The following is a 687-nucleotide window of genomic DNA, read 5'->3' on the forward strand; positions in this document are numbered from 1 at the left end:
ATGGGTGGCGCTTTACACGAATGTCGCCGCGATCATTGATGTACTTAAACTCGATCTCGGTGCGGCCTGAGCCTTTGAGAATAACGTCTTGCGTTTTCTTTGGCAGAGAGTTGAACGGAGCATGCAAATCAAATCCATAATGATCCGCCAATGAAGTCAGCATTTGGAAGTAATAGTAATTCTTTTGATCCCAACCACGAATGGCACCTTGTGCCAAACTGAGTGAGTCATCTTGAATCACTCGGCTTGGATCAAAATACTGTTGTACACCCAAGCCATCACAAGTTCCACACGCGCCTGCTGGGTTGTTAAATGAGAACAATCTCGGTTCCAGCTCTTGCATGCTGTAGCCACATTGCGGACAAGCGAAGTTCGCTGAAAAGATGATTTCTTCCCCATCGCCATCCATCGGAGCAATCACCGCAATACCACCAGAAAGCTCTAGCGTCGTCTCAAATGACTCTGCTAAACGTTGTTGCAGATCTGGGCGAACTTTGAATCGGTCGACCACGACTTCAATGGTGTGTTTTTTGTGTAGCTCAAGTGTTGGAGGATCTGAAAGATCGCAAGTTTCGCCGTCAATACGCGCTCGGATAAAACCTTGTGCGGCAAGGTTTTCTAGTGTTTTTACATGCTCACCTTTGCGCTCTTTTACGATTGGAGCAAGCAGCATCATTTTGCTGCCTT

Annotated in this window: 1 pseudogene; it reads right to left on the bottom strand. The window is 46.9% G+C overall.

The annotated features are described in order from the left end of the window. Positions 1-687: pseudogene (locus tag R7190_RS27675) on the bottom strand (excinuclease ABC subunit UvrA); the annotation flags it as partial.

The organism is Vibrio sp. 1078-1, from assembly GCF_033340475.1.